Annotated in this window: 19 protein-coding genes and 1 pseudogene; 11 read left to right on the top strand and 9 right to left on the bottom strand. The window is 58.3% G+C overall.

From position 1 onward, the window contains the following. The first annotated feature begins 87 nt into the window (after positions 1-87). Both AAGQ88_RS23520 and AAGQ88_RS23515 read left to right on the top strand, forming a co-directional pair. Positions 88-894 carry a helix-turn-helix transcriptional regulator gene (locus AAGQ88_RS23520; RefSeq protein WP_342653732.1) on the top strand — a complete coding sequence of 269 codons (807 nt, stop codon included), beginning with the start codon at positions 88-90 and terminating at the stop codon, positions 892-894. Positions 895-1,132: 238 nt separating this feature from the next. Then, entirely contained in the window at positions 1,133-2,026 is an 894-nt protein-coding gene (locus AAGQ88_RS23515; RefSeq protein ID WP_342653731.1) for a PA4780 family RIO1-like protein kinase, read from the top strand. Positions 2,027-2,246: 220 nt separating this feature from the next. On the opposite strand, the pseudogene AAGQ88_RS23510 reads toward AAGQ88_RS23515, so the two are convergent. Both AAGQ88_RS23510 and AAGQ88_RS23505 read right to left on the bottom strand, forming a co-directional pair. Beyond that, positions 2,247-2,531, bottom strand: a pseudogene (locus AAGQ88_RS23510) (MerR family DNA-binding protein); the annotation flags it as partial. A gap of 279 nt (positions 2,532-2,810) precedes the next feature. Then, positions 2,811-3,665 (bottom strand): hypothetical protein, encoded by an 855-nt coding sequence (locus tag AAGQ88_RS23505; protein WP_342653730.1) that lies wholly within the window; start codon positions 3,663-3,665, stop codon positions 2,811-2,813. 275 nt (positions 3,666-3,940) lie between these two features. On the opposite strand from AAGQ88_RS23505, the gene AAGQ88_RS23500 reads away from it, so the two are divergent. After that, on the top strand, positions 3,941-4,876 hold the full coding sequence (locus tag AAGQ88_RS23500; protein WP_342653729.1) for a hypothetical protein: 936 nt from the start codon (positions 3,941-3,943) through the stop codon (positions 4,874-4,876). A gap of 85 nt (positions 4,877-4,961) precedes the next feature. Here AAGQ88_RS23500 and cueR read toward each other — a convergent pair whose 3' ends face one another. The 3 genes from cueR to AAGQ88_RS23485 form a co-directional block, all read right to left on the bottom strand. Further along, positions 4,962-5,384 (bottom strand): Cu(I)-responsive transcriptional regulator, encoded by a 423-nt coding sequence (gene cueR, locus AAGQ88_RS23495; RefSeq protein WP_342653728.1) that lies wholly within the window; start codon positions 5,382-5,384, stop codon positions 4,962-4,964. Continuing rightward, on the bottom strand, positions 5,381-7,591 hold the full coding sequence (locus tag AAGQ88_RS23490; protein ID WP_342653727.1) for a heavy metal translocating P-type ATPase: 2,211 nt from the start codon (positions 7,589-7,591) through the stop codon (positions 5,381-5,383). The genes cueR and AAGQ88_RS23490 overlap by 4 nt, the downstream gene beginning before the upstream one ends. Positions 7,592-7,702: 111 nt before the next feature. Beyond that, positions 7,703-8,083, bottom strand: coding sequence for a hypothetical protein (locus tag AAGQ88_RS23485; protein WP_093464765.1), 381 nt, complete (start codon positions 8,081-8,083; stop codon positions 7,703-7,705). Between the two features lie 153 nt (positions 8,084-8,236). Between AAGQ88_RS23485 and AAGQ88_RS23480 the strand changes: the two genes are divergently transcribed. Continuing rightward, a complete protein-coding gene (locus AAGQ88_RS23480; RefSeq protein ID WP_342653726.1) occupies positions 8,237-8,446 on the top strand; it encodes a heavy-metal-associated domain-containing protein in 210 nt (69 codons plus the stop codon). Positions 8,447-8,817: 371 nt separating this feature from the next. Here AAGQ88_RS23480 and AAGQ88_RS23475 read toward each other — a convergent pair whose 3' ends face one another. Together AAGQ88_RS23475 and AAGQ88_RS23470 are read right to left on the bottom strand one after the other, a co-directional pair. Further along, positions 8,818-10,677, bottom strand: coding sequence for a DUF4105 domain-containing protein (locus tag AAGQ88_RS23475; RefSeq protein ID WP_342653725.1), 1,860 nt, complete (start codon positions 10,675-10,677; stop codon positions 8,818-8,820). A gap of 74 nt (positions 10,678-10,751) precedes the next feature. Continuing rightward, positions 10,752-11,240, bottom strand: coding sequence for a DUF3015 domain-containing protein (locus tag AAGQ88_RS23470; protein ID WP_093464757.1), 489 nt, complete (start codon positions 11,238-11,240; stop codon positions 10,752-10,754). A gap of 274 nt (positions 11,241-11,514) precedes the next feature. Here AAGQ88_RS23470 and AAGQ88_RS23465 point away from each other — a divergent pair, with 274 nt between their 5' ends. The 4 genes from AAGQ88_RS23465 to AAGQ88_RS23450 all read left to right on the top strand — a co-directional run bounded on the left by AAGQ88_RS23465 (position 11,515) and on the right by AAGQ88_RS23450 (position 15,873). Then, entirely contained in the window at positions 11,515-13,947 is a 2,433-nt protein-coding gene (locus AAGQ88_RS23465; RefSeq protein ID WP_285426218.1) for an ATP-binding protein, read from the top strand. Positions 13,948-14,131: 184 nt separating this feature from the next. Then, positions 14,132-14,464 (top strand): hypothetical protein, encoded by a 333-nt coding sequence (locus tag AAGQ88_RS23460; protein ID WP_342653724.1) that lies wholly within the window; start codon positions 14,132-14,134, stop codon positions 14,462-14,464. A 170-nt stretch (positions 14,465-14,634) separates the two neighbouring features. Continuing rightward, positions 14,635-15,123: a TIGR00645 family protein gene (locus tag AAGQ88_RS23455; RefSeq protein WP_093464747.1), complete on the top strand. Its 489-nt coding sequence runs from the start codon at positions 14,635-14,637 to the stop codon at positions 15,121-15,123. Between the two features lie 132 nt (positions 15,124-15,255). After that, the gene (locus tag AAGQ88_RS23450) at positions 15,256-15,873 is read left to right on the top strand and encodes an FKBP-type peptidyl-prolyl cis-trans isomerase (RefSeq protein ID WP_093464743.1); all 618 of its coding nucleotides are present in this window, start codon (positions 15,256-15,258) and stop codon (positions 15,871-15,873) included. Positions 15,874-15,969: 96 nt separating this feature from the next. On the opposite strand, the gene AAGQ88_RS23445 is transcribed toward AAGQ88_RS23450, so the two are convergent. Continuing rightward, positions 15,970-16,212, bottom strand: coding sequence for a hypothetical protein (locus AAGQ88_RS23445; protein WP_093464740.1), 243 nt, complete (start codon positions 16,210-16,212; stop codon positions 15,970-15,972). 198 nt (positions 16,213-16,410) lie between these two features. Then, positions 16,411-17,379 (bottom strand): polyprenyl synthetase family protein, encoded by a 969-nt coding sequence (locus AAGQ88_RS23440; RefSeq protein WP_093464737.1) that lies wholly within the window; start codon positions 17,377-17,379, stop codon positions 16,411-16,413. A 241-nt stretch (positions 17,380-17,620) separates the two neighbouring features. Here AAGQ88_RS23440 and rplU point away from each other — a divergent pair, with 241 nt between their 5' ends. From rplU to cgtA, 3 genes are all read left to right on the top strand, one after another. Then, entirely contained in the window at positions 17,621-17,935 is a 315-nt protein-coding gene (gene rplU / locus AAGQ88_RS23435; protein WP_093464734.1) for a 50S ribosomal protein L21, read from the top strand. Positions 17,936-17,972: 37 nt separating this feature from the next. After that, positions 17,973-18,245, top strand: a complete 273-nt coding sequence (gene rpmA / locus AAGQ88_RS23430) for a 50S ribosomal protein L27 (protein WP_093464730.1) — start codon at positions 17,973-17,975, stop codon at positions 18,243-18,245. Between the two features lie 213 nt (positions 18,246-18,458). Further along, positions 18,459-19,682, top strand: a complete 1,224-nt coding sequence (gene cgtA, locus AAGQ88_RS23425) for an Obg family GTPase CgtA (protein WP_285426219.1) — start codon at positions 18,459-18,461, stop codon at positions 19,680-19,682. The last annotated feature ends 73 nt before the right edge of the window (positions 19,683-19,755 follow it).

The raw sequence follows: 19,755 nt of genomic DNA, 5'->3' as shown, positions 1-19,755 counted from the left end.
TCACTCCAGGCACGATACGGCGTCCTGCGACCGCCAAAATTTTGGAGCGGGGGCGTAAACTCTCGTCTTCTGACAAAAGGCACACATATGCCCCACAGCGGACTTCGCCTATCGCGTAACCCCGAAACTCAGCGCCAGCTTCCTGAGCTGACTGATCTGCCGCGCCCGCTTTACGCCAGGGCCGAAAGCCTGAGCGCTGGTTCGTGGACGCCGACTCATCGTCATGAATGGGTGCAGTTTTCCTACGCTATCAGTGGCGTTTTGGGGGTACATACCGAACAAGGCAGCTTTTTCGCGCCGCCGCAATGGGGAGTGTGGATTCCGGCTGGACTGGATCATGAGGTGGTGACGTCGACGCGTGCCGAGATGCGTAGCCTGTACGTGCGCAAGCAGGACTGCCTTTGGGCGAAGTCGCACTGTCGAGTGTTGGAAGTCACGCCTCTTGCACGGGAATTGATCAAGGCGTTCTGCCAATTGCCGGCTGATTATCCTGAGGCTGGCAGCAGTGAGTCTCGGCTTGTTCGAGTATTGCTCGACCAGCTTGCTGTTCTACCCGAGGTAGGGTTTTCGCTGCCGTTGCCTCGTCACCCACATTTGTTGAAGCTGTGTGACGAATTGATCAAGACACCCGATCTATCGTCCTCGCTCTCCAGCTGGGCGGTACGGTTAAACATGTCGGAAAAAACCGTGACGCGATTGTTTCAACGTGAAACCGGACTTAGCTTTCGCAGTTGGCGCCAGAGAGCTCGGCTATTGTCGTCGCTCAATCCGCTGCAGGCGGGTGAGAGTGTGACAAACACGGCCCTGATGTGCGGATATGATTCAACCTCTGCTTTCATTGCCGCTTTCAAGGGTTTTTTTGGTACGACACCAGGGGAGCTCTTCAGCATCTGAACCATACAGTGCCCGTGTGGCCGAAAAACTACCGCTGTCTGTCGATCGTCGAAATTTGGCGTTTCAATTCGGCCGGTATCGATCTGCGGGCATGAAAGCTGCTTGCCAAGGAGTAGGTCATGTCTTGGGACCAACCGAACGGATTCAATCGGCCTGACCCCCTACTCGCTGGCAAAGGATTGCCGTATAACGAGCAGCAATCGCGTGTTTGGCAACGAAGGACCCAGAATAAAAGCTGATGAAGACTCCAAAACGCATTGAACCCCTGATCGAGGACGGTCTGGTAGACGAGGTGCTGCGCCCACTGATGAGTGGCAAAGAGGCAGCTGTTTATGTGGTGCGCTGTGGCAAAGAGCTGCGCTGCGCGAAGGTTTACAAGGAGGCGAACAAACGTAGTTTCCGTCAGGCTGCGGAGTATCAGGAGGGCCGTAAGGTCCGCAACAGCCGTGATGCTCGAGCCATGGCCAAAGGGTCGAAATTCGGCCGCAAGGAGGCCGAGGACGCGTGGCAAAATGCCGAAGTGGCCGCGCTGTTCAGGCTCGCCAATGCCGGTGTGAGAGTCCCCAAACCGTACGACTTCCTTGAAGGCGTGCTGCTCATGGAAATGGTCAGTGACGAGTATGGCGATGCGGCGCCGCGTCTGAACGATGTGACCCTCGAGCCCGATCAGGCGCGCGAGTATCACGCCTTTCTGATTCAGCAGATCGTGCTCATGCTGTGTACCGGACTGGTGCACGGTGACCTTTCCGAGTTCAACGTGCTGCTGTCTCCGGACGGCCCGGTCATCATCGATCTGCCTCAGGCGGTCGACGCCGCAGGCAACAACCACGCATTCAGCATGCTGGAGCGCGACGTCGGCAACATGGCTTCGTACTTCGGTCGCTTTGCGCCTGAATTGAAGCAAACCCGTTTCGCTCGGGAAATGTGGTCCTATTACGAGGCAGGCACGCTGTCCCCGGCCACGGTGTTGACCGGTGTGTTCGCAGATCCCGATGACGTCGCCGACGTCAACAGCGTGCTGCGCGAGATCGAAGCGGCGCAACGTGACGAAGCGCGCCGCCAGGCCGCCCGCAACGCCGATGACGCCCCGTCCGATGAAGCCGAAGAACCGCCTCCGCCGTGGATGCAGTAAACCGAAAACGCCAAGTCATCACTGCTTGGCGTTTTTTCATATCAAGGCCTTAATCCATTTTGGAACGACGGTTATATAGCCCTCACAGCCTGGAGTCGATGTCAGTTTTGCTCCCTGAGTTAAAGGGATAGACCAGCGCTGGCGTTATTGCGCCCGCGCTTCATATTGATTGGCGATAGTGGTTATCGCGAAGTGTTTTAACGCTCGGTATATTCTCCGCTCACTTTGGAGCGCAACACCCACCCGACTCCAGATCCTTCAATATCGGGCAGTCCGGTCGGTCATTGCCCTGGCAATGCTCCACGAGGTCCTGCAGCGTGTCCCGCAGTCCCGCGAGCTCTTCGATCTTCTGGTTCAACTCGACGATATGTTGGTGCGCCAATGCTTTAACGTCGGCGCTCGCGCGACCACGGTCTTGCCACAGGGTGAGCAGCTTGCCGACCTCTTCCAGGGAAAACCCGAGATCGCGGGAGCGTTTGATGAAGGCCAGGGTGTGCAGGTCGTTGGCGATCGGCAGAAATTCGACAGGGGCGCCGGTGATGCCTAAATCCTTTCAGCCGTACCCCGTTTATGGCTCATAAATTAAAAAGTGCACTAGGCTGGGCCCTGAGTCTTGAGTGACTCTCAGCAAGGTAGACGGTTTAACTTTACCTGTGTGTGAGCGATGCATGGGGTAAAGCTTAATTGATATCGCCTGAAGACATCTATACTACACTTCTGGTGTTTGCTTTTGAATTACGCCAAGAGAGTTTGATAAAAATTTCATGTGGGCCGTTCAGGTATTCTACACAGCCTGAATTCTCAGCAGTTGCGAAAAAAGGTAATGGGGATCCGATGGATTTAACCTGATGGAGCAGTTGAAGATCGCCGACCTCCCTCGATTCCGGGCCAGCCATGAAGGATCGATTTCGAAGTTTAAATAGTCATTACCGCCAAACGCCGGTGTGGAGTCTGCCGACCACTCGTCGCCGTCAGGGCCAATAGCGCGAACGCCTGCAGTGGTTCCGTTATTGAACTCATTTTGCTTCCATACCCTGAGATTGTCGTGGGCACCATTGATAGTCGGGGCATTTACCGGAAATGTATGTCCCTCGACTGTAAGGATCAGTGTCGGCGAAGGATGCACTTGCGCTTCATCTTTACGTTTCACGGTGTAGTAAATTACTGCAGTTGTGAGAATGGCATCAATGACTTGGTATTTTGATATTGAAAATGGCAGGAGTGCAGGCGGGTTCTCCGCCGCCGTTTGTTCCGAAAAAAGGTTGATGCCGCCCCTGCCCGTCCAGTATAGACCGACTGAATCCCCAAGCTTGATACCATAGTCAGGAATAACAACCTGAATGTCGTCGTTGATCGTGTAGTAATCTAATCGCTCACTATTGGGCAGGCCTGGGGTCGCCCCATTTACATGAGGTACCGGCAAATTCAAATTACTCTCCGTCACTGTCACAGTCCATTTATTTGACTTGGCACCGGCAAAGTGTGCGGTGAAAGTGTGCAGTTCAGGGGGAAGGTTTTCTACGATCAGCGACCAGTCATTTCCGTCTAACGTCGCGGCGCCTAAAAGTTTATCGCCATCGTATAGGTCAACTGTTTCTGCTGTGGGTGGCTGGTGAATAATTGGAGTCGGTTGTTTCATGATGCATCCCTCCTCTGTGGTAATGAAGGTATAAGCCGGGGGTCTAAGGTTGTCAATTTTTTGATGTGGCAAATTTTTAATAGAGCTATTCGAAATTAGGCTGTCGATGTTTATTTCGAAAGGATTTGAATACTGTCAATTGCGACAGTGGCTTTTGATGGGCTTTAAGTGAAAGATGGAGTCGGGTTTGAAGTTTTAAATTAACCACTAAGTTGCATGCGACTATTTCAAGTCGATGCTAGATGACTATGATCAGGCGCCAGGAGGCCCGCATCATGTTAAAAATAAGAGCTTTGTTTGGTTGCTTTTTCATTGCGTTAATTGCATCGTGCGCAACGATCGATAACGCCACTCAGCCTAAACCTGTTCCACAAACTCCGGTCATCCAGGAGGATTCGGGGGAGGACGTTGCCCGCCATCTCACCAGTCGTTACGCTGATGTGCGAACGAATTGCGGCACTGACTCGCAGCCCGCTTTCCTGTGCAGTGGCGTGATGATTAGAGGAACCTCCAGCAATCCGACTTATCACGTATGGAATAATAGCCCAGCTTCAATCGCAAAGGGCGGCGTGTCCTTTTCTTACCTGAGGGCTGATTCCACCTTTAACAAGCTCGCTTATGAATACACTAATGGTTTCATATTTAACGCGTATTTTTATGCGAACACTTCGCTGCATCCGGAAATTTTCTGTTTTTTCCCTATAGATGCTGGTACAAGCCTTCGGGCCGACAACGGATGTGGAGAGTTTCCGGGTTTTGCGGGAAGTGGACCTTGTCACTTGCAGAATGTGACCACCGCCGCGCAATTCTGGACGCATTACAATGCCCATTCGTCTAGTCGACATTCTTATCAATGCGGTTTTGATGTCACCGATAACCGTAATTCGCTAGCCGGTCCGGCATTTGCCGCAGGGGTCGGCGCGATGAAGTTGATGGGAGCAGAATCTTTTAACGAGCAAAACGAATTCATTGTGGACGCTTGGAAAGATAATCTAGGAAAAACTCTGCCTTTGGAGGCGTTTTTCTATCTTGATGGCAGCGACGGTAAGACGGTGGCGCAACGAAACCAGCAGGACTTATGGACTACCGACGGCAGATGGATCCCGATTATCAGTATCAGGTTGTCAAGGAATGCAGGGGAGTCGACCACATTCCAATATCTGCCTGGGGATCAGACGGAGACTATGCCGCCGGTTAGTCCCAATAAGTGAGAACCTCCAGTCAAGTCTAGATTCATTGCTGACGCGCAATCGTCAGCAGGTCTTGACTGCCTCACTGCCTACAGCCATTGCGAGATCAGTCGTCACAAGGAATCTTTGGGCGACCACACCCACCCGACTCCAGATCCTTCAATATCGGGCAGTCCGGTCGGTCATTGCCCTGGCAATGCTCCACAAGGTCCTGCAGCGTGTCCCGCAGTCCGGCGAGCTCTTCGATCTTCTGGTTCAACTCGACGATATGTTTGTGCGCCAATGCTTTAACGTCGGCGCTCGCTCGGCCACGGTCTTGCCACAGGGTGAGCAGCTTGCCTACCTCTTCCAGGGAAAACCCGAGATCGCGGGAGCGTTTGATGAAGGCCAGGGTGTGCAGGTCGTTGGCGCTGTACAGGCGATAGCCGCTGTCGGTGCGGGTTGCGGCTTGCAGAAGGCCGATGGATTCGTAGTAGCGAATCATCTTGGCGCTCAGGCCGCTTTGCTTTGCTGCTTGGCCGATGTTCATGGCGCGTCTCCTTGATCGGACGTGTGCCCGGTCATTGTCCAGGTTTTGAGCAGCAAGGCATTGCTGACGACGCTGACGCTGGACAGGGCCATTGCGGCGCCCGCCAGCACCGGGTTGAGCAGACCGAACGCCGCGAGCGGGATGCCGATGAGGTTGTAGACGAAGGCCCAGAACAGGTTCTGACGGATCTTCGCGTAGGTCCTGCGGCTGATGTCCAGCGCCGCCGGAATCAGCCTTGGATCGCCGCGCATCAAGGTGATACCCGATGCGTGCATGGCAACGTCGGTGCCGCCGCCCATGGCGATGCCGATGTCCGCCGCAGCCAGGGCCGGTGCGTCATTGATGCCGTCGCCGACCATGGCCACCACGCCGGTTTTTTTCAGTGCGACGACGGCCGCGGCTTTATCGGCGGGCAGGACTTCGGCGTGGACGTCGGTGATCCCCAGTGCTTGTGCGACGACGTTCGCGCTGCCGCGATTATCACCCGTCAGCAGATGACTGCTGATGTTGCGACTGGTCAGTTGTTCGATGGCCTGAGCGGCGCCAGGCTTCAGGGTATCCCCGAACGCGAACAGGCCCAGCACCCGGCGCGCGGGTTTCAGTTCGATCAGCCACGATAACGTGCGGCCTTCGGCTTCCCACTGTTGTGCGGTGTGTGCAAGCGCGCCCATGCCGAGGTCGCTTTCTTCCAGCAGGCGCCTGTTGCCCAGTGCCAGGTCGCGGCCATCCAGCGTGCCTGCGATGCCTCGTCCGGCAAGCGAGCGGCTGTTCTCGATTTGCTCAGGCTTGAGCCCGCGCGCACTGCACGCATCCAGCACAGCGTTGGCGAGTGGGTGCTCGCTGCCGCGCTGCAGTGCTCCCGCCTGTTGCAACAGCATGTCGTCGTCGCCGTCGACGGCCGTCATGTGGGCGATGCGCGGCGTGCCGGAAGTGAGTGTGCCGGTCTTGTCGAAGACCACCGCGGTGACGCTGTGGGCGCGCTCCAGGGCCTCGGCGTCCTTGATCAGAATCCCGTAGCGTGCCGCAACGCCGGTGCCGGCCATGATGGCGGTCGGCGTGGCCAGGCCCAGTGCGCAAGGGCAGGCGATGACCAACACCGCGACGGCGTTGATCAGCGCAGCTTCCAGCGAAGCGCCTGCGAGCAACCAGCCGATCAATGTGATTGCGGCGATCAGCAACACGACCGGTACGAACACCTGACTGACTTTGTCCACAAGCTTCTGGATGGGCGCTTTGGCCGACTGCGCCTCTTCGACCAACCGGATGATGCGCGCCAGGACTGATTCGGCGCCCAGGGCGCGGGTTTGCACCAGCAGCCGACCTTCGCCATTGATCGCGCCGCCGGTGACCTTGTCGCCGGGCTGCTTGGCAATGGGCAGGCTTTCGCCGCTGATCAGCGCTTCGTCAGCGTGGCTTTGACCTTCGATGACCTCGCCGTCCACCGGAAATCGCTCGCCGGGCTTGACCAGCACCTGATCGCCGACCTTCAACGCGCTGATCGCCACTTCACGCTCTTGGCCGGCGATGACTTGAATCGCCCGCTCAGGCCGCAGAGCCTCCAGCGCTCGAATTGCACTGGCGGTCTGGCGTTTGGCGCTGCTTTCCAGGTATTTACCGAGCAGTACCAGCGCGATGACCACCGCCGACGCTTCGAAGTACAGATGCGGCATGCTGCCGGGCGTCGCGACCCACCATTGATAAAGGCTCAAGCCGTAACCGGCGCTGGTGCCCAGTGCAACGAGCAGGTCCATGTTGCCGGCGGCCGCCCGAACGGCCTTGTAAGCCGCGACGTAAAAACGCGCGCCGAGAAAAAACTGCACGGGTGTTGCCAGTAGAAACTGAACCCACGGCGGCAGCATCCAGTGCACGCCAAGAGATTGCACCAACATCGGCAGCACCAGCGGGAGCGCCAGCGCGATGGCCAGCAAAAGATGCCAGCGCTCATTGTCGTGACGTAATCGCTGATCGGCAGCCTGTGTTGCAGGGTCCTGCGCCAGGCTGGCGCCGTAGCCCGCCTTGTCGACAGCGGCAATGAGGCTGGCAGGGTCGACCTGCTCGAGCATTTCGACGTGAGCGCGTTCGTTGGCCAGGTTGACGGTGGCGCTCTGCACGCCGGGGACTTTGCGCAACGCGCGTTCGACACGACCCGCGCAACTGGCGCAGGTCATGCCGGTGATCGGCAGATCGAAGGTGACGGGACTGGACATGGAGATCACTCCTTGAGGCTGTTGCCCACAAGGATCAACCTTGCCACGTTGGCAAGGTCAAGTCCCGATTTTCCACAGAGCTAGCAGTAGGGCGGCGTGTGCCCCAAGCCCTCAGTAATTCAGATCGGCCTTCTTCAGATACATGCCCTGTGGGCCGGACGCGATGCGGTATTTGAGTACGTCGCCGGCATTGATATGCAGGCGCGTATTGTTCTGCGCCTCAATGCCTGGCGAACAGCCGGGCATCTGGCCGGGCAGTACGCGCAGGCGAACGGACAGGTCGCCCGCCGGCAGGTTGAATGAGCGGGATTCTTCCTGGAACAGGCGACCGACCAGTTGGTCTTGCATGTAGATGCCGATCTCGCAGGACGTTGCGACTTCCAGCCGCTCACGGGAAATGATGAGCACGCCGTAGTCCTGATCGGCCTGAGCCCAGGAAGCGGAAGCCAGCAGGCCGATGAAACCTGCGATGCGGAAGGCTGACCAGCGCATGGCCGATTCTCCTGATATTCGTGGATGAAATACTTTGGCTCAGGGCATCGCGGAATACCAGCCCGGCAGATTGACCAGAAACTTGACCTTCCTATGATGGGAAGGTCGAAGATGCCGTCATTCACTGTTTTTCACTGGAATGAGGAGTCACCCATGCAGGTATTCAACGTTAAAGGCATGACCTGCGCGCACTGCGTGCGTGCCGTTACCGATGCTATTCAGGGTCAAGACCCGTCGGCGCAGGTGCAGGTCGATCTGGCGAAGGGAGAAGTGAAGGTGCAAAGCCAGCTGCCGGCGGAGCGGGTGGTCGGACTGATCGAGGAGGAAGGCTATAGCGCGATGCATACTCAGCAGGCGCTGTGACTTTGCACTGAGGGTGGCCGGTTTAGCCTCTTCCCGGCTGAAGCCGGTCCTACTAAAGATCGGCTACAACCGCGTGTACACCTGCGAAACCGGCTTGGGCTCTTCCCGGCTAAAGCCGGTCCTACTGGGGGCGGCTAAAACACCGCGTAAACTGCGTGGCCAGTTTGGCCTCTTCCCGGCGGAAGCCGGTCCTACTAAGGGTCGGCTACAACCGCGCGTACACCTGCGAAACCGGCTTGGGCTCTTCCCGGCTAAAGCCGGTCCTACTAGGATCGGCTGAAGCCGGTCCTACTGAACGCCGCGTACGTTCGTAGGACCGGCTTCAGCCGGGAAGGCGTCGGTCGTTGCGCTGAAAATCAGAAACCTGCCACTCAATAGTGATACCACTTCAATTCCAGCATGACCTCGTTCACCGGCGAGCTCAATTGACTGAATTCGCGTTGCGCACTCAGGCGCAGCCCAAGGTTACGGGACAGTTCCCACTGCTGATTCAGACTGATCGTGCGTCGCACTTCGCCGTTGGTGAAATAGTCGCCCTTGGTCTCCAGGCTGAGGTTGCCCAGCCCGTTGCGCCACAGCACGCCGGTGTCGAAACCGGCGGCGGGTGAGACCAGCGCGTCGAAGTCGTTGTTGTGCTCGATCCGCACGGTGCCCAGCGCGAAGCCCAGCACGTCGTCACCCAGTTTCCAGGTTCCGCCAGCACCGCCGTTGACGTGGCTTACCAGATTCTCGTCGCCGTGCTTGCCCAGCACGCGCTCCAGGCCGCCCGCGACCTGCCATGACCACGGCTGCAACAAGTCATTGCGCGGTGTGAGCGAGCGAATCGTCGCCAGGTCCAGTTGCTGCACCTGCCAGCGGCTGTCCTCGTACTGGCGCAACTTCAATTGGAGGATCTCGATCTGAGCGCCCAACGGAAATCCGTAAGCGTTGTCGTTCAAGTCGTGATAGGCCATGCGCAGGCCGTACTCGGCGAAAGCCTCGTTGTCACGGGTGCCTGCGCCCAGTTGCCAGGTTCGCGATTCGTGACCGTCCTCAGGCAATCCGGGGCGCTCGATTTCCAGCGCCGGGGGCGGGTTGGTGCTGATGGCCCGCAACAAGTCATAACTGCGCTGCGCTCGCGCCGAATCCCGCTCCTGACCATTGGCACGGTAGCGCTCCAGTCGATACGCCGCGTCCTGAATCAATGCGCGTCGGTCCTTGGGCAGGGCCAGATAATCAGCGCTCTGCATTTGTTGCTGGTCGGCGCTGACCTTGAGCACCCACTGTTGCTCGTCATGGTTCAAGGGCTCGGCACGGCTGAGCAGCTCGCGCTCCTTGGAGGGCCGATAGTCGATTTTTTCCACCAGACCTGCGTCCTTGACGGCGCGAACGGTGTCGGTCGGAATCGCGGTCAGACGAAATTGCGGCGTCAGGTTCAGGCTCGGACGGGCCACCTGCAGCAACTCCAGCAGGCGATACGAGCAGTTTTCGTCGAAGAAGAAATAGCCGAAGCGAATCTGTTTGAGTTCCCACACATGCTCGACCATGCGCCGGGTTTCTTCTGGCGTCAGGTTAAGGCGGTATTCCCACAGGTCGCGGTTTTCCAGACTGCGGTACTCGGAGAGTTTTTCCTGATAAGGGACCAGCGCGAACAGCCCGGGATAGCCGCCCATCAGGCCTTTCCAGGCGTACAGGATGCTGTTGTCCGAACCTTCGATGTAGGCGCCGAAGTTGATCGCGTAACTGAGCAGCGCGGTTTTGTTGGCCTGCACGTCAGCCTGATCGATGCGCAACAGCGTATGGCCGAACATCGAAGACGGGCTGTTGAGATACGCAGCCGGAAAGATCAATACCGTGCTGTCCGGGGCGACGTCGGAGAACCATTTGTTGAACTCCTTGCAGTCGACGGCGGGCAGATCGGCAAGCTTCAATTCGTCGCGCAGAAAGCGTGTGCGCGAGGGGTAAACACATTGCGGATGCAGGTCTTCCTTGCCTCGCACCACGGGGCGATAAATCGCCTCCAGGGTCGCGGCCAGCTCGGCCTTCGGGTCGTGAGCACCGTTGGCAGCGAGGAAAAATTTCGGGTCATCAACGTAGCTTCGCCAGCCACCGAGCTTGCCGGCTTCGTAATGGCCGATGGAAATCCAGAATCTGGATTGGGCCAGTTGCTGCAAACGATCATTGTCGACATGAGGCGCGGCATACAGCGGGGCGCAGACACAGAGCGCCAGCCAGGCAAGGCGTTTGAGCATAGATTGGCAACTAATCAGAAGTGGGCAATGACAGTGAAATCCTGCCTTCCGGGAGGAAGGCAGGTGGCACGACTTTAGGCCTGGCTTGCGTATTTAGCCAGAGTCGGATCGTTCTTCAGTACGTCGAGGGTGTTGCTGTGAACATCTTCAGCGGTGGCGTCTGCCTTGTTGAAGATTTGCTGATAGTGCTCGTGGGTGACTGCGGCGAAATGCGCACGGTCTTCCGGTGCAACGCCCAGTACGACCGCATAGGTCGTCAGTGCTTCGCCCTGGCCCATCGCCATGTCTTTGGAAAGCTCGTCCATCATGCCGTTCATGGCAAACCAGGATTTACCGCCATAAGTCAGCGCGCTGTTGGTGGAGCAGCCGTTGGTGCCCGAGGTCATACCGAATGTGGCGTTACCAGAGGTGCCGTTGGTGGTGGAAGCGAGGAAGTGAGCCGGAGTGCCGCGTTGCCCTTCAAACAGCATGTTGCCCCAACCGCAGTCCGGACCGCCAGGCGCTTGAGCCATGGCGTTGATGGACACAGCGGCGAAGAGAGTACCAAGAAGAATCCGTTTCATAGCTTTAGTCTCTGTTGTTTCAACCAAGGGTCGGATCCTGGCAAGCGCCAGGGCGGGTCGGTTATTCGATTTGTACCGACCGCGCAGGTTGGAGTTTAGGCACGTTCTGAACGTTCCGTGGTTTATTGCAGATTGTTGCATGTAGTCCAGCGCCGTTGGGGAGAGTAGGCGGGTTCGTCAGGTAGAAAAACATTCCGCCGTCTCTTGCCTTGCCAGTCTGGTGCGGCGAGCGCCAGAATGCCCCCATCTGCCCCGCCTGATGTAAGGATGTCCGATGCCCGATCCTGTTGCTGCCAGCCTGCGACTCGCGCCCGAAGCGCTTACCCGTCCCTTTTCCGCTGAACAGTTCAGCTTCACGACAACCAACGATCTGGAACCCTTTCGCGGCGTGCTCGGCCAGGAACGAGCGGTCGAGGCGCTTCAGTTCGGGGTCGCCATGCCGCGCCCCGGCTACAACGTATTCGTCATGGGCGAGCCCGGCACGGGCCGCTTCTCCTTCGTCAAGCGCTACCTCAAAGCTGAGGGCAAGCGCATGCAGACCCCGTCGGACTGGGTCTACGTCAACAATTTCGATGAGCCGCGCGAGCCCCGCGCACTGGAGCTCCCGCCCGGCAGCGCCAGTTCGTTCATCGCCGACATCAATGGTTTGATCGACAACTTGCTGTCGACTTTTCCTGCCGTGTTCGAGCATCCGTCCTACCAGCAAAAGAAAAGCTCGATCGACCGCGCCTTCAATCAGCGGTACGACCGCGCACTGGACGTCATCGAGCGTCTGGCGCTGGAAAAAGACATCGCCCTGTACCGCGACAGCAGCAACATCGCCTTCACCCCGATGCTGGATGGCAAAGCGCTGGATGAAGCCGAGTTTTCACAGCTCCCGGAAGCCGAGCGCGAGCGTTTCCACAGCGACATCTCTGCACTCGAAGAGCGCCTGAATGAAGAGCTCGCCAGCCTTCCACAATGGAAGCGCGAGTCCAACAATCAGATGCGCCAGTTGAATGAAGAGACCATCATCCTGGCCTTGCAGCCGCTGCTGGCGCCGTTGTCCGAGCAGTACGCCGAGAACGCCGCGGTCTGCGCTTACCTGCAGGCCGTGCAGGTCAATCTGCTGAAAACCGTGGTCGAGCAACTGGTCGACGACAGCAAAGCCGACGCTCAGGCGCGCAAGCTGCTCGAAGAGCAATACTGCCCAAGCCTTGTCGTCGGTCATTCGGCGAGTGGTGGTGCGCCGGTGGTCTTCGAGCCACACCCGACCTACGACAACCTGTTCGGCCGCATCGAATACAGCACCGATCAAGGCGCGCTCTACACCACGTACCGGCAGCTGCGCCCGGGCGCGTTCCATCGCGCGAATGGCGGTTTCCTCGTGCTCGAAGCCGAGAAGATGCTCAGCGAGCCCTTCGTCTGGGACGCTCTGAAACGCGCGCTGCAATCGCGCAAGCTGAAGATGGAGTCGCCGCTGGGCGAGCTGGGTCGCCTCGCCACCGTGACCCTGACCCCGCAGATGATTCCACTGCAGGTCAAAGTCATCATCATCGGCGCGCGGTCGCTGTATTACACGCTGCAAGACCTGGATCCTGACTTCCAGGAGATGTTCCGCGTGCTGGTGGACTTCGATGAAGACATCCCGATGGTCGATGAGAGCCTGGAGCAGTTCGCCCAGTTGCTCAAAACCCGGACTTCGGAGGAGGGCATGGCGCCGCTGACTGCCGACGCTGTCGCGCGTCTGGCCACTTACAGTGCCCGGCTTGCCGAGCATCAGGGGCGGTTGTCGGCGCGTATCGGTGACCTCTTTCAACTGGTCAGCGAGGCGGATTTCATTCGCAGCCTGGCCAATGACGAGCGCACCGATGCAGGCCATATCGAGCGCGCGCTCAAAGCCAAGGCCACGCGTACCGGGCGGGTGTCGGCACGGATTCTCGACGACATGCTCGCCGGCATCATTCTGATCGACACCGATGGCGCTGCCGTTGGCAAGTGCAACGGCCTGACGGTGCTTGAGGTCGGCGACTCGGCGTTCGGTGTGCCGGCGCGGATTTCCGCGACGGTTTACCCGGGCGGCAGCGGGATTGTCGACATCGAGCGTGAGGTCAACCTCGGCCAGCCGATCCACTCCAAAGGCGTGATGATCCTCACCGGTTATCTGGGCAGCCGTTACGCGCAGGAATTCCCGCTGGCGATTTCCGCAAGCATCGCGCTGGAGCAATCCTATGGCTATGTGGATGGCGACAGCGCTTCTCTGGGCGAGGTCTGCACGCTGATTTCGGCATTGTCCAAGACCCCGCTGAAACAGTGTTTCGCGATCACCGGTTCGATCAACCAGTTTGGCGAAGTGCAGGCGGTGGGCGGGGTCAATGAAAAAATCGAAGGCTTCTTCCGACTCTGTGAGGCGCGGGGGCTGACGGGCGATCAGGGCGCGATCATCCCTCAGGCGAACGTCGCCACGTTGATGCTCGATGAGCGTGTGCTGCAGGCGGTTCGTGCCGGGCAGTTCCACGTCTACGCGGTGCGCCAGGTGGACGAGGCCTTGAGCCTGCTGGTGGGCGAGCCTGTGGGCGAAGCGGACGAAGACGGCCAGTTCCCGGAAAACTCGGTCAACGGCCGCGTGGTGGATCGACTGCGCGATATCGCCGAAATGCTCAGCGAAGAGGACCTCAAGGAGCTCGAAAAAGAGGCGCCACAGTTACAACCAGAGCTGAAAAGTTGACTGTTTGACGTCAACTAACAGGGGCGCCTAGTGGCAAAATGACCATTCGGCGCCCTTTTTATTTTCACGCTTTTCTTACTGGGCATTTCTTCGATATTGTCGTGTTACAGCAGTTGTCAAAGGGACTGACGCGCTCTCTTCGCCGTTCAAGGGAGTGAATACTGCAATCAATGAGGAGCTCGCCATGCCGCGCAGCCTCTGTCTTACTCGCCAATGCCTGGGTCTGGTGACCCGAATCGAATGTGTCGTACGCCCGCTGTCTGGCGATAATGGTATGTGGACCTTGCTCTTCGCAGCGGGAATGTCAGGAGAGCAGCCTTCGGCGCTCAAGGCTCAGGGACCGTTTCATGGTCCGGTCGCTGCCGAGTCGGTGCTCGATGCGATTGCCGAAAGCCTTGCTCTTCATGGCTATCAGACGGCTGAGGAAATCCCGATCTGGAGCCTGCATCTGCAGGGCGAACTCCGACGAATCAACGGCGATCCCTCTCAACAACAGCGCAGCACTCCCGTCAATTGAGGTGTGCCGGCAGCAGGATGAATGCGCCGGATGTGTTCCTGCGCGTGCAGGGCACCACGGCGCTTTCGGCGAGCGTTATGTCGGCTAATTGTTTCGAGTGTTGTCAGGGCGGCTTGTAGCGCGCAGCGATCGCCCTATACTCGGCAGCTTTCAATCAACTGTGAGTTTCAATGGAACGCTTTATCGAAAATGCCATGTACGCCTCGCGCTGGCTGCTGGCCCCCATCTACTTCGGTTTGTCGCTGGGACTTCTGGCGCTGGCGCTGAAGTTCTTTCAGGAAATCTTCCACGTCATCCCCAACGTCTTCTCGCTGGCCGAGTCAGACCTGATTCTGGTGCTGCTGTCGCTGATCGACATGGCGCTGGTCGGGGGACTGCTGGTGATGGTGATGATTTCCGGCTACGAGAACTTCGTTTCTCAGCTGGATATCGACGAGGACAAGGAAAAACTCAACTGGCTGGGCAAGATGGATTCATCCTCCCTGAAGATGAAAGTCGCCGCGTCCATCGTCGCTATCTCCTCCATCCACCTGTTGCGGGTGTTCATGGATGCCAAGAACATCGAGCCTCAGTACCTGATGTGGTACGTGATCATCCACATGACGTTTGTGGTCTCGGCGTTTGCAATGGGCTATCTGGATAAAGTCACCAAGCACTGACGGCCCGGCCTGTGCGCGGCGTGATGCCGTGCGCAGCGCGGGTTGACCATTACCGCTCCGGCCTCCTTGTGCTAGGCTGCTCGGCCTTTTGGTTCGGGGCACCTGCGGGTGCTCCATAAGCGGAGCAGTGTCATGTCCGAAGTCAATCTGTCCACCGACGAAACTCGCGTCAGCTACGGCATCGGCCGTCAGCTGGGTGACCAGCTGCGCGACAACCCGCCACCGGGTGTCAGCCTTGACGCCATTCTCGCGGGCCTGACCGATGCATTCGGTGGCAAGCCGAGCCGCGTCAGCCAGGAAGAAATGGCTGCAAGCTTCAAAGTCATTCGCGACATCATGCAAGCCGAAGCGGCTGCCAAGGCTGAAGCCGCCGCCGGCGCTGGCAAGGCTTACCTGGCCGACAACGCCAAGCGTGAAGGCGTGACCACCCTGGAATCCGGTCTGCAATTCGAAGTCATCACCCAAGGCGACGGCGCTCAGCCGACGCGCGAAAGCAACGTGCGCACCCACTACCACGGCATGCTGATCGATGGCACTGTCTTCGACAGCTCCTACGATCGTGGCGAGCCAGCTGAATTCCCGGTCGGTGGCGTGATCGCTGGCTGGACCGAAGCCCTGCAACTGATGAAGGCCGGCAGCAAGTGGCGCCTGTACGTTCCGAGCGAGCTGGCATACGGCGCACAGGGCGTGGGCAGCATCCCTCCACACAGCGTTCTGGTATTCGACGTCGAGCTGCTGGACGTTCTGTAAGGCGGGACAGCTGAGCCGTACGGCTCAAGCGTCAGGCTGAATGATTGCCGAGCAGGCTGCAGGGCTCGCTCGGCAATGTTGGCGCCGTCGTCATGATCAATGCAGTTCCAGCGTCGGGCGCAACGCCCGGGCGTAGCAGAACAGAAACAGATTGCGCACCATTTCCTTCTGAATGCCAGGTTCGCACGAACTCAGGCTGATCACATCCAGGTCACCCTGATCCCGCAATTCATCCAGCGCGTCCTCATGCAATACCGCACACACTTCACCCGTTTCGCGATGCAGGATTCGCAGGTAAGGGTGTGGACGATCCAGCCAGGCGTCTATCAAATAAGTCATGTTCGTTCTCCTTGAGGTTTCAATGAGAATAATTCTTATCTGAAGAATAGCAAGGATCTATTTGAGATTAATTCGCATCTTTGCGCCGGTGTTGATGTGGGTCAGCTGTTCGCTGCTGCGGCGTGCCGCAGGTCGATGATCCGTGCGGGTACAAAAAAGCCCGTCGCTTGGACGGGCTTCTTTAGGTGCCGAGCGGGATCAGTGAGTGCGGGCGACGGCGAACTCGCTCAGCTCGATCAGCGCATCGCGGTACTCGCTGGCTGGCAGGACATCCAGGCAGGCGATGGCGCGGGCGACATAATCACGAGCCAGTTGCGCGGTGTAATCCAGCGAGCCTGACTGCTCGACCGCTTCGCGAATGCTTTCCAGATCTTCCAGGCCGCCTTTCTGAATCGCCTTGCGTACCAGAGCCGCCTGCTCCGGCGTGCCTTCGCGCATGGTGTAGATCAGAGGCAGCGTCGGTTTGCCTTCTGCAAGGTCGTCGCCGATGTTCTTGCCCAGGGTCTCGGCGTCGCCACGGTAGTCGAGCAGATCGTCGACCAACTGGAATGCAACGCCCAGATGATCACCGAACGTGCGCAGCGCTTCGCTTTGTTCGGCGCTGGCGTTGGCCAGTGCAGCGGCGCTGTGAGTCGAGGCCTCGAACAGCATGGCTGTCTTGCCGCGAATCACTTCCATGTAGGTTTCTTCGGTGGTGCTGGCATCGCGCACCTTGGACAACTGCAGGACTTCGCCTTCAGCGATGACGCGCGTTGCCTTGGACAGGATTTGCATCACGGGCATCGAACCCAGTTCGACCATCATTTCGAACGAGCGCGAATAGAGGAAATCACCGACCAGCACGCTTGGCGCGTTGCCCCACATCGCATTGGCGGTCGAGCGGCCACGGCGCATCCCGGACATGTCGACGACGTCGTCGTGCAGCAGGGTCGCGGTGTGCAGGAATTCGATGGTTGCCGCCAGCAGGCGCAGATGGTCACCGCCGCTTCCCAGTGCCTTGCCGCACAGCAGAACGAGCAGCGGGCGCAGGCGTTTGCCGCCAGCGGAAGTGATGTAGTCGCCGATTTTCGAGACCAGCGGCACGCGCGACGTCAGCTGCTTCTTGATAATGTGGTCGACGGCTGTAAAGTCGTCCGCCACAGCGCGGTAGAAGGCTTGGGGTTGCATCAGCGAGGCGTGCTCCAGAAGGGTTGCGCGGCATGCTAGGTTGCAGGCCCCACCCTGTCAAGGCGTGACGTAACGCAGCTTGCAAGGCGTTCGCGGCTTGCGTACAATCGCGCACCCTAACTTTCCTGGGCAGCACCTGCCTTACGCAATTGCATGACGAGCCTTTCCAGCCTCATGCAGCCATGCCAGCCGATACTCTTCTTATAAAGAGCTGGGTGAGCAGGATTTTCGGAGATATACCATGTCGTACGCAGTAATCGTTACTGGTGGCAAGCAGTACAAAGTCGCCCCAGGTGAATACCTGAAAATTGAAAAACTGGAAGTCGCTACTGGCGAAACCGTTACCTTCGACCGCGTTCTGCTGGTTGCCAATGGTGACGACGTCAATATCGGCGCTCCAGTCGTTGCCGGTGCTACCGTTGTGGCTGAAGTGATCTCCCAGGGTCGTCACGATAAAGTCCGCATCATCAAGTTCCGTCGCCGTAAGCACCACATGAAGCGTATGGGCCACCGCCAGTGGTTCACCGAGATCAAAATCACCGGTATCCAGGCCTGATTTTTCAGCCTGATACCCTAATAGGAGTATTGAACTCATGGCACACAAAAAAGCTGGTGGTAGTACCCGTAACGGTCGCGACTCAGAAGCCAAACGCCTTGGCGTGAAGATGTATGGCGGCCAGGTAATCGTTCCGGGCAACATCATCGTGCGTCAGCGCGGCACCCAATTCCACGCTGGCTACGGCGTTGGTATGGGCAAGGATCACACCCTGTTCGCTAAAGTCGAAGGCGTGATCAAGTTCGAAGTTAAAGGCGCCTTCGGTCGTCGCTACGTAAGCATCGTGCCAAAGGCTCAAGCCGCGGCATAATCTTGCGTTAGCAGATCAAGCCCTGTCTCGCGACAGGGCTTTTTCGTTTGTAGGGACTGTGCAAAATTGGTTGGGTGAGTCTCTTGCAAAGCTGTTTGTGTGGGCCGTTGTGGTGTGAAGCGCTGGTTTTTGATCGGTACCGCAACGCTCATCTTTGCAAGAGCCTTATGAATTTATGTTGTTTGCTCGTCTTTGTGACGGGAGGCGTGCGTTATGAAATTTGTTGATGAAGTATCCATTCGGGTGAAAGCCGGTGACGGCGGCAACGGTTGCATGAGCTTCCGTCGCGAAAAGTTCATCGAAAACGGTGGCCCGAACGGCGGTGATGGTGGTGACGGCGGCTCGATCTACATGGTCGCCGACGAGAACCTCAACACGTTGGTCGATTATCGCTACACCCGTCACTTCGATGCGGAGCGTGGCTCCAATGGCGGCAGCACCGATTGCACAGGTCGCAAAGGTGAAGACCTGATCCTGCGCGTGCCGGTCGGCACGACCGTGATCGATGCCAGCACCCAGGAAATCATCGGTGACCTGACCAAAGCCGGTCAGCGTCTGCTGGTGGTGCAAGGCGGTTGGCACGGCTTGGGTAACACCCGCTTCAAATCCAGTACCAACCGCGCGCCGCGTCAGACCACGCCGGGCAAGCCGGGCGAGCAGCGTGACCTGAAACTGGAAATGAAAGTGCTGGCGGACGTTGGCCTGCTGGGCTTGCCGAACGCAGGCAAAAGTACTTTCATTCGTTCGGTCTCGGCCGCCAAGCCGAAAGTTGCCGACTATCCGTTCACCACGCTGGTGCCGAACCTGGGTGTGGTCAGTGTCGATCGCTGGAAAAGCTTCGTGATCGCTGACATTCCGGGGCTGATCGAGGGTGCGTCCGATGGTGCAGGCCTGGGTATTCGCTTCCTCAAGCACCTGGCGCGTACTCGCCTGTTGCTGCACCTCGTCGACATGGCGCCGCTGGACGAGTCCGATCCGGCCGATGCTGCCGAGGTCATCGTCAACGAGCTGGTCAAGTTCAGCCCGGGGCTGTCGGATCGCGATCGCTGGCTGGTGCTGAACAAGTGCGACATGCTGCCGGAAGATCAGCATGAAGCGGTCAAGGCGCAGATTGTCGAGCGTCTGCAATGGACTGGCCCGGTGTACATGATTTCGGCAATTGCCAAACAGGGCACCGAGCGTCTGAGCCACGACATCATGCGTTACCTCGAAGATCGCGCCGACCGTCTGGCCAATGATCCGGCCTACGCCGAAGAGCTGGCCGAGCTGGATCAGCGTATCGAAGACGAGGCGCGTGCTCAGCTGCAAGCGCTGGACGACAAGCGTGCACTGCGCCGCAGTGGCGTGAAGAGCGTGCACGACATGGGCGATGACGATTGGGATGATGATTTCGAAGACGATGAAGATGGTCCGGAAATCATTTACGTCCGTGAATGATCGAGTGAAGTAAACTACAACGCCGCTTTGATAGCGGCGTTTTAGTATGTCGAATTCGGATTCTCTGGCTTAA

This window comes from Pseudomonas sp. F3-2 (assembly GCF_038804275.1).
GTDB lineage: Bacteria > Pseudomonadota > Gammaproteobacteria > Pseudomonadales > Pseudomonadaceae > Aquipseudomonas.
The sequence above is the reverse complement of the archived record's forward strand: the minus strand, read 5'-3'. Positions and strand labels throughout refer to the sequence as shown.

Excerpts from the sequence above, each read along its gene's own strand:
- AAGQ88_RS23520 (WP_342653732.1), top strand. The coding sequence starts at position 88 with ATGCCCCACAGCGGACTTCGCCTATCGCGTAACCCCGAAACTCAGCGC.
- AAGQ88_RS23515 (WP_342653731.1), top strand. The coding sequence starts at position 1,133 with ATGAAGACTCCAAAACGCATTGAACCCCTGATCGAGGACGGTCTGGTA.
- AAGQ88_RS23505 (WP_342653730.1), bottom strand. The coding sequence starts at position 3,665 with ATGAAACAACCGACTCCAATTATTCACCAGCCACCCACAGCAGAAACA.
- AAGQ88_RS23500 (WP_342653729.1), top strand. The coding sequence starts at position 3,941 with ATGTTAAAAATAAGAGCTTTGTTTGGTTGCTTTTTCATTGCGTTAATT.
- cueR (WP_342653728.1), bottom strand. The coding sequence starts at position 5,384 with ATGAACATCGGCCAAGCAGCAAAGCAAAGCGGCCTGAGCGCCAAGATG.
- AAGQ88_RS23490 (WP_342653727.1), bottom strand. The coding sequence starts at position 7,591 with ATGTCCAGTCCCGTCACCTTCGATCTGCCGATCACCGGCATGACCTGC.
- AAGQ88_RS23485 (WP_093464765.1), bottom strand. The coding sequence starts at position 8,083 with ATGCGCTGGTCAGCCTTCCGCATCGCAGGTTTCATCGGCCTGCTGGCT.
- AAGQ88_RS23480 (WP_342653726.1), top strand. The coding sequence starts at position 8,237 with ATGCAGGTATTCAACGTTAAAGGCATGACCTGCGCGCACTGCGTGCGT.
- AAGQ88_RS23475 (WP_342653725.1), bottom strand. The coding sequence starts at position 10,677 with ATGCTCAAACGCCTTGCCTGGCTGGCGCTCTGTGTCTGCGCCCCGCTG.
- AAGQ88_RS23470 (WP_093464757.1), bottom strand. The coding sequence starts at position 11,240 with ATGAAACGGATTCTTCTTGGTACTCTCTTCGCCGCTGTGTCCATCAAC.
- AAGQ88_RS23465 (WP_285426218.1), top strand. The coding sequence starts at position 11,515 with ATGCCCGATCCTGTTGCTGCCAGCCTGCGACTCGCGCCCGAAGCGCTT.
- AAGQ88_RS23460 (WP_342653724.1), top strand. The coding sequence starts at position 14,132 with ATGCCGCGCAGCCTCTGTCTTACTCGCCAATGCCTGGGTCTGGTGACC.
- AAGQ88_RS23455 (WP_093464747.1), top strand. The coding sequence starts at position 14,635 with ATGGAACGCTTTATCGAAAATGCCATGTACGCCTCGCGCTGGCTGCTG.
- AAGQ88_RS23450 (WP_093464743.1), top strand. The coding sequence starts at position 15,256 with ATGTCCGAAGTCAATCTGTCCACCGACGAAACTCGCGTCAGCTACGGC.
- AAGQ88_RS23445 (WP_093464740.1), bottom strand. The coding sequence starts at position 16,212 with ATGACTTATTTGATAGACGCCTGGCTGGATCGTCCACACCCTTACCTG.
- AAGQ88_RS23440 (WP_093464737.1), bottom strand. The coding sequence starts at position 17,379 with ATGCAACCCCAAGCCTTCTACCGCGCTGTGGCGGACGACTTTACAGCC.
- rplU (WP_093464734.1), top strand. The coding sequence starts at position 17,621 with ATGTCGTACGCAGTAATCGTTACTGGTGGCAAGCAGTACAAAGTCGCC.
- rpmA (WP_093464730.1), top strand. The coding sequence starts at position 17,973 with ATGGCACACAAAAAAGCTGGTGGTAGTACCCGTAACGGTCGCGACTCA.
- cgtA (WP_285426219.1), top strand. The coding sequence starts at position 18,459 with ATGAAATTTGTTGATGAAGTATCCATTCGGGTGAAAGCCGGTGACGGC.